Here is a 703-nt window from a genome sequence, read left to right as displayed (position 1 = left end):
GTTGACGTTTAATGCCGACTATTATTATAAGAAGACCAAAAACATGTTGATGAATGTGTCATTACCTGCCGGTGCCGCAGCCGCTACGTCTATTGCCCGTAACGAGGGTGAAATGGTAAATCAGGGTTTTGAGCTTTCTATTAGTTCGAAAAATCTTCGTGGAGGAGCATTTACATGGGATACAGACTTCAATATCTCTTTTAACCGGAATAAATTGACAAAGCTGGAATTACAGAAAGTTTATTACGATGCTAAAACTGCGGATGTGGTGAATGACTATGTTGTACGTAATGAGCCGGGCCGTGCTTTGGGAGGTTTCTACGGTTATATAAGTGATGGGGTAGATCCTGAAACCGGTGAATTGATGTATCGTGATTTGAACAATGACGGTAAAATATCATCTTCCGACCGTACCTATATCGGTGATCCGAATCCCGATTTTACCTATGGTATGACTAATACCTTTTCATGGAAAGGCTTTAATTTGAGTATCTTTATCCAAGGTTCTTATGGAAACGATATTTATAATGCTTCACGTATTGAAACGGAAGGTATGTATGATGGTAAGAATCAGTCGGCCCGTGTACTGAATCGTTGGAAAATACCCGGACAGATAACAGACGTGCCTAAGGCTAATTTCAAATTACTCAATTCTACCTATTTTGTAGAAGATGGCAGTTATCTAAGATTGAAGGATGTTTCC

The 703-nt window shown here is 39.7% G+C and carries 1 protein-coding gene; it reads left to right on the top strand.

The window, feature by feature from the left end; translation table 11 throughout:
- Positions 1 to 703 (top strand): TonB-dependent receptor domain-containing protein (locus tag AB5935_RS24385; RefSeq protein WP_368327692.1); only part of this gene is annotated, 703 nt, incomplete at both ends.

It is taken from the genome of Phocaeicola sp. RTP21198st1_B8_RTP21198_201120 (assembly GCF_040929485.1).
GTDB classification, from domain to species: Bacteria; Bacteroidota; Bacteroidia; order Bacteroidales; family Bacteroidaceae; genus Phocaeicola; species Phocaeicola dorei.
Note: the sequence above shows the minus strand (reverse complement) of the source record. Positions and strands in the feature narration are given on the sequence as shown.